At 70.5% G+C, this 6,545-nt stretch carries 5 protein-coding genes; 2 read left to right on the top strand and 3 right to left on the bottom strand.

Annotation, left to right across the window (positions count from 1 at the left end; translation table 11 throughout):
* Positions 1-3,075, top strand: a 3,075-nt coding sequence (locus tag ACTIFU_RS21705; protein ID WP_439580411.1) for a phage tail protein, incomplete at its 5' end; no start/stop codon positions are given.
* The gene (locus ACTIFU_RS21700; RefSeq protein ID WP_439580410.1) at positions 3,072-4,352 is read left to right on the top strand and encodes a hypothetical protein; all 1,281 of its coding nucleotides are present in this window, start codon (positions 3,072-3,074) and stop codon (positions 4,350-4,352) included. The genes ACTIFU_RS21705 and ACTIFU_RS21700, both read left to right, overlap by 4 nt.
* 75 nt (positions 4,353-4,427) lie before the next feature.
* Here ACTIFU_RS21700 and ACTIFU_RS21695 read toward each other — a convergent pair whose 3' ends face one another.
* The 3 genes from ACTIFU_RS21695 to ACTIFU_RS21685 all read right to left on the bottom strand — a co-directional run bounded on the left by ACTIFU_RS21695 (position 4,428) and on the right by ACTIFU_RS21685 (position 6,299).
* Positions 4,428-5,144, bottom strand: a complete 717-nt coding sequence (locus ACTIFU_RS21695) for an SOS response-associated peptidase (RefSeq protein ID WP_439580409.1) — start codon at positions 5,142-5,144, stop codon at positions 4,428-4,430.
* Positions 5,145-5,313: 169 nt separating this feature from the next.
* Positions 5,314-5,727 (bottom strand): hypothetical protein, encoded by a 414-nt coding sequence (locus ACTIFU_RS21690; RefSeq protein WP_439580408.1) that lies wholly within the window; start codon positions 5,725-5,727, stop codon positions 5,314-5,316.
* A 107-nt stretch (positions 5,728-5,834) separates the two neighbouring features.
* Positions 5,835-6,299 (bottom strand): thermonuclease family protein, encoded by a 465-nt coding sequence (locus ACTIFU_RS21685; protein ID WP_439580407.1) that lies wholly within the window; start codon positions 6,297-6,299, stop codon positions 5,835-5,837.
* Between the last annotated feature and the right edge of the window lie 246 nt (positions 6,300-6,545).

Raw genomic sequence — 6,545 nt, 5'->3', positions numbered from 1 at the left:
ATGGTGGCGGTGCTGCGTCTGTGGATGGACGACAAGCTCGTTTACGACGCCACCGGCGGCTCCTTGCAGTTGCAGGTGCCCGGGCTGCGCTGGCGCTTCTACCCAGGCGACGAGAGCCAGCTCCCCGACCCGCTGATCGAGGCGAACGTCGGCGCGGCCAATGCCGTGCCGCATCGCGGCCTCTGCTACCTGGTCTTCGAGGACGTGCCGCTCGACGCCTTCGGCAACCGCATCCCCTCGGTGAGCGCGGAAGTGGTCGCCGCCGGCGGGCAGTCCTCCATCGAGCAGACGGCCACGCTGCCGCCCGCCGCGGCCTATTCCGGCACGCTCTACGCGTCGGACTTCGAGCGGGCGACGGTGCTACTGCTCGGCACCGAGCCTGCCGACACCACGCAGCGCTTCCTGGCGTCGGTGAACACGCTGACGATGGAGGCGCGTCGCGCCTTCGCGCCCAGCCTGGCGCAGTTCGCGCACGCGATCGCCACGCAGGACGGCAAGGTCTATGTGGTGCACGGCCCGACCGGCGACGTCTGGCTGCGCAAGTACGATCTCGACACCGGCGCGCTGCTCGGATCGTTCGAGTCCACGACGTCGGCCTTCGTCACCACCCGCACCCGCTTCCGTGTGCCGCTGCGTGGCGACTGCCTGATCGCCCGCGTGCTCGGGCCGTTCGGCTGGCGGCGGTTCTTCCTCGTCCCGCCGCAAAGCAGCCCTGCGGCGGTCTACTGCATCGATGCCGGCACCATGACCTACGTGTTCGGCTCCGCCGATGCCGGCGACGAGCGGATCATGGAGGCGCCGACGAACGGCTGGCTGGCCGCAGGCGAGGAGCGCGAGGGCGCGTCGGAGGTCTGGTATGCCGCGCCGGTCGCGGGCGGCGGCATCGAGCTCTGGCGCATCACCCTGACCTACGGCGCGACCGGTGGGCAGCAAATCGCCGGCGTGTGGGCATCGCTGATCGCGACCTACACCAATGCCGCGCTTGGCCTGACTGGCACCGGCACGGTCACCGCCGTCGCCTTCGACTACGATCCCGACGACAACGCGCTGATCCTCGCCGTGTCGCCGAACACGCCAGGCGAGACCGCGATCTGCAAGCTGCGCGCGGACGGCTCTATCGCCTGGCAGCGGTATTTCGCTTCCTTCCTCTCGGAGACGCGCTCCGGCACGAAGCGCGTCTTCGGCGGTCTTTGGGCCGTCCACAGCACCGGCGGGAACCAGGTCATCCTGGTTGATACCCGCACCGGCGCCACCGTGCAGACCGCGACGACGTCGACCATGCCGACCTTCGCCGCGTTCGGCTGGGACGCGGACATCAAGGCCGCGTTCTATGCCGGTCCCGGCGGGGTCTACCGCCGGCTGCTGATGCTGCGCCAGGGCAGCGACACAGTCCCGCTCGCATCGATCGTCTCCGCGCTCTGCCTCCGCGCCGGGCTTGTCCCGGGCGAGATCAACACCGCCGCTCTGACCGACAGCGTGCGCGGCTTCGTGGTCGCCCGGCCCATGCCGGCGCGCCAGGCGATTGAGCCGCTCGCCACCGCCTACGCCTTCGACGCGGTCGAGCGCGACGACGTGCTGGTCTTCCGTAAGCGCGGCGGCGCAACCGTCGCGACCGTGCAGCACACCGAGCTCGTCCGTCGCGGCGATGCCCACGTGATCGACGAGCAGCGCGCGCAGGATGCGGAGCTGCCGCGCGCGATCAGCGTCCGCCACATCGACCCCGAGCGCGCCTATGAGATCGGCACGCAGCGCTGGCAGCGCCCGCGCGCGCCCTCCGCCACCATGGCATCGGAGGCCGAGGCGACGGTGGACCTGCCGATCGTGCTCACCGCGACCGAGACCAAGGCGATTGCGCGTCGCCTCATCCTGGCCGCCTGGCGCGAGCGCACCCGCTTCGCCTTCACCGGCACGACGCAGCATCTCCGCCTCGAACCGACCGATCCTGCGACGCTGGTGCGCGGCGACGGCGCGCAGAGCCGCGTGCGGCTGATCTCGGCGCAGCTCGGCGCCGACTGGACCGTGGCGCTGGAAGCCGTCGAGGAGGCGCCCGGCGACTACGCGGTCGCCGCGGTCGCGGACGGCGGCTTCGGCTTCGTGCCCGACGCGCTGCCGGCGCCCTATTTCACGCGCGGCTTCGCGCTCAACTTGCCGCTGTTGGTCGATGCCGACGATCTCGCCGGCGCCGCGCTGCGCTCCTACCTGCTCGCCGGCACGCTGCGCGGCCAGACCTGGCGCAGGGCGGAGGTGTTCCGCTCGGCCGATGGCACCGCCTGGGAGCCGGCCGGCGCGGTGCTGGACGTGGCTGCCTGGGGCTCCGTGCTCGGCGCGGTGCCGGTGCCGGGGTCGTACTGGACCTGGGATGATGCGACCGTCCTTACGGTGCAGATGCAGAGCGGCGCCGAGCGCATCGAGGGCGCGACCGAACTCGAGGTGCTGAACGGCGCCAACCTCGCCGCGCTGGTCGCCGAGGACGGGCGGGTCGAGCTGGTGCAATTCGCGATCGCCGATGCGCTCGGCGACGGGCGCTTCACCCTCCGCCGCCTGCTGCGCGGTCGCCGCGGCACCGAGGACGCCGGCGCATTCGCCACCGGTGCGGCGTTCCTGCTGCTCGACTTCCCCGTGCGGGGCCTCTCGCCGCTTGGGGCGCTCAACACTATCGAGCGGTTCCGCTTCGTCAGCGTCTTCCAGACGGTGCAGACCGCGACCGAGTACCGCCGCCTCATGATCGGCCGGGGCGAGCAGCCCTACGCCCCGGTGCACATCGCCGGAACGCGTGACGGATCGAACAACCTCACGGTGACTTGGGTGCGGCGGACGCGCATCGGCGGCGAGCTCGTCGATCTGACCGACGCCGTGCCTCTCGGCGAGGCGGCGGAGCTCTATGAGGTGGACATCCGCGACGCGGCCGACACCGCGACGCTCCGGACCTTCACCGGGCTCACGAGCCCGACCGTCACCTATACCGCCGCACAGCAGACTGCCGACGGGCTCACGCCCGGCGATCCGGTGCGTGTGCGCGCCTTCCAGATCAGCGCCGTGGTCGGTCGCGGCCGCCGGGGAGCAGCGATCGTATGAGCAGCCCGAACCTCGCCATCACGCATGTTGTTGCCGCCCAGTCGCAGAAGGAGGTCACCATCAACCATGCGGTCGATCTGCTCGACCGCGCCGTGACGGAAGTTCTGACCGTCGATCTCGGCACCGCTGATGTGACGCTCACCGCCGAGCAGTACCGCCGGCACCGGGTGTTCCGCGCCGCCAACGTCACCGTGCCGCGCACGCTCACCGTGCCGGCGATCCGGCGCGAGGTCGCGATCGACAACGCCGACGGCACCGCGACGCTCACCGTCGCCCGCGGTGCCGGCAGCGTGGACGTGCCCGCCGGCGCCGCGCTCACCGTCTACACCGACGGCACGACGAACGGCATTCGCCCGATCGGTGGCGGCGGCGGCGGAGGCGGCGCGGCGAACTTCCGGGACCTCGATGACACGCCCACCTCCTACGCAGGGCAGTCGCTCAGGCCGGTGAGGGTGAACGTCGGCGAGACCGGCCTGGAGTTCTTCACCCCAGGCCTCTCCGCCGGCAATTGGGCCGTGCCGTTCCGCGGCGCGCTGGTGCGGCGAACCGCTGATGCCACGAGCCTGACCTTCCCGTGGTTCGCCGTGTGGCAGACGGCCGTCTACGATACCGACTCGTTCTGGTCCGCCGGCAACCCGACCCGGCTCACCGTGCCCGCCGGCGTGACACGGGTGCGGCTGCACGGTTCGGTGCGCCTCCCGGACGCGGCCAGCGTTGGCGCCATCAACCTGCAGTTTCTGCGCAACGGCGCGGCCCCGAGCGCAGCCTTTCCAGGCACGGCGATGTGGGCGGTGCGCGTCGGCGGCACCGGCTTCACCGACAACGCCGCCTTCCTGCTCTCTCCGGTGCTCGCGGTCTCTCCCGGCGACTGGTTCGAGCTGCGCGTCAATCGGACCGGGCTCGGCACGCCGACCACCGTGCTCGCCGATGCCGCGACCTTCATGGCCATGGAGGTCATCGAAGTCAGCACCGCCGAGCAGGCGCCCTCGATCGCCGGCGCGCGCGGCGCGCTCGCCTGGGGCGGCACCGCCGGCGGCAGCGCGAACGCGCGCACGATCGGGCTCACGCCTGCGCTCGGGTCGTATTTCGCCGGGCTCGCCGTGCGCTTCGTCAACGGCGCGGCTGCGAACACCGGCGCGGCGACGCTGAACGTTGACGGGCTCGGCGCGGTGGCCATCCGTAAGGGCGACGGCACGGTCGATCTCGACGCCGGCGACCTCGCCGCCTCCGCGCTCGTCACCGTGGTCCACGACGGGACCGTGTTCCGCCTCGCCTGATCTCGCCGCTTCCCGCTCCTTCGCTCAGGCCCCGCCGGCCGTCCTCGAGGACGCGCCGGTGGGGCCTTTCGTGCGTCAGGTGCCCGCGGTCGGTCGAACGGCCCCGGCTTCCTCGATCGGCGCCAGCAGCTCAGGATCGTCCCGCCGCACGTCGTTCACCGCGCGCGAGACAGGCCACGCGCGCAGCACGTCGTTCGGTGCCGGCTTCATCAACTCGCCCGCCGCGTCCGCGTCGTCACCCAGCCAGATCTCGACGTCGGTGGGATCGATGATCAACGGCATGCGGTGATGGATCGGCAGAAGGGTCTCGTTCGCATCCGTCGTGATCACCGCGAAGGTGCGCAGGATCGAACCGTCCGGCGCACGCCAGCCATCCCAGATGCCCGCGACAAGCATTTCCTGGCCGTCGCGGCGCGCCACCGCGAAGGGCTGCTTCGGCGGCTTCTCGCCCGCCCACTCATAGAACGCGTCCATCGGCACGATGCAGCGTCGGCGCTCGAAGCTGTCGCGAAACATCGCGCTCGTGCGCACCGTCTCGGCACGTGCGTTGATGGGCCTGCGGGCCGATTTCAGATCCTTCGTCCAGCGCGGCACGAAGCCCCAAACCAGCGGGTCCTCGTGCAGTTCGTCTGTGTCCGGGTGGCGACGGATCACCTCGACTTCCTGCGAGGGAGTGATGTTGAAGCGCGGCCTGAAAAGGTTCAGCAGGTTGCGCGGCGTCTGCCGCCACTCGCGCGCGCGTAGGGCGGCGCGCTCGTTATGAGACATGTGCTTGGTGAATCGACCGCACATGGCCTTCTCCCGGTGTCGTTGCCGCGGCCTGGCAGCAATAGCACCGGATCAAACCTCAAGGGTCTGAGGAGTCCACCCTCCGCCCGCCTCGACGGAAGATGGGGACGTCGGGAGCCTCCTGCGGGGTGCCGCCGGCGGAGTCGATCGCGGCCTTGAGCGCCACCTCGGCCTAGGCGTTCTCGTCGCCGAACGGCCGCGGTGGCGAGAGGACCTCGCAGACCTCGTCATACCCGTCCCGGTCGAAGAGCACCTCGATCTCCATCGCCGGGTGCAGCTGACCGAGCACGCGCTGCGCAATCCGCTTGGCGATCGCCTCAGCCTCGTCCCATGCCGCCGCAGCGGCCATCTGCTGATCGGACGGGGCATCCTCCGGCGCGAAGCCACCGATATCCCATCCCTCGCGCACGTGCCGGCCGTTGGCGATGTCCAAGGCCGACCATCCGTGCGCGGCGAGGTAATCCGCAATCGCTTGCTCGAGCTCGGCGATCTGTTCCGGAGTCGCGCTCACGATCCGCACGGCCACCCGGGATTCGCGGCAGATCTGATTGAAGCGCTCGATCGCCGCCGCGCGCTCAGCGTCCATGTCCCTCGTTGCCATGGCACCCTCCTCCTAGGATGGTCAGACGGTACGTTGCTCCCCGTTTGCTCGAAGGTGCTCCGTGGTGTCCGAAGGTGACCGTCTCGCGATCCCTACCGTTCGACTATCCGCGCCCCGCGCCGCCAGTCCCACGGCATCACGAAGCGGCTTGCCCAGATGCCTACCCGGCGCGCCCTCGCCCGCTCCTCCTGCGCCACGTAGTCAGTCGAGTAGCGGCGAAACGCGACTGCCCAGCCGGACCCTACCATCCAGGCGTTCAGATCCTCACGGCCCAAGGAGCAGACAGCAATCACCCGACCGTACCGGTCCGTGTCGGTGCGCCGGCACGAGATGGTGGATCGGCCGATCCGATCGGCCAGAGCGAAGGCCGCGCGCCGACCGCAGGGCCACGGCCGGTCGGACGCGTCGAGGCAGCGTTGCGCACTCTCCGGCGCATCGATGCCATGCAGGCGGATCCGCGTGCCGTGAATCTCGATCGTGTCGCCGTCGACCACGCTGGCCACACCCTGGATCCGATCCGACGCGAGGCTCCCAGGGGTAAGCCAGGCGAGTGCCACGGCCAGACCGATCCCTATTGCGCGACCCGGAAGCTCCATGCCTCATGACTACCAAACTTCGGCGACTGTGCTACCGCGTCGTCGGTGATCTCTGTCAGGAACGGACGCAGGCAGCCAAGCCGAGCGATGGCCTCAGATGAGCGCGGGGTGGTTCAGCACTTCCAGGCCTTCGACGGACCCGGCGTGGCGTTCCGCCTCGTCATGGATGCTGAACCGGTGTCGGCGCGACAGGTGCTCCTGACCTGG

It is taken from the genome of Elioraea sp., assembly GCF_051860475.1.
In the GTDB taxonomy this organism is placed as follows: domain Bacteria; phylum Pseudomonadota; class Alphaproteobacteria; order Acetobacterales; family Acetobacteraceae; genus Elioraea.
This window is presented reverse-complemented; position numbering and strand designations above follow the sequence as displayed.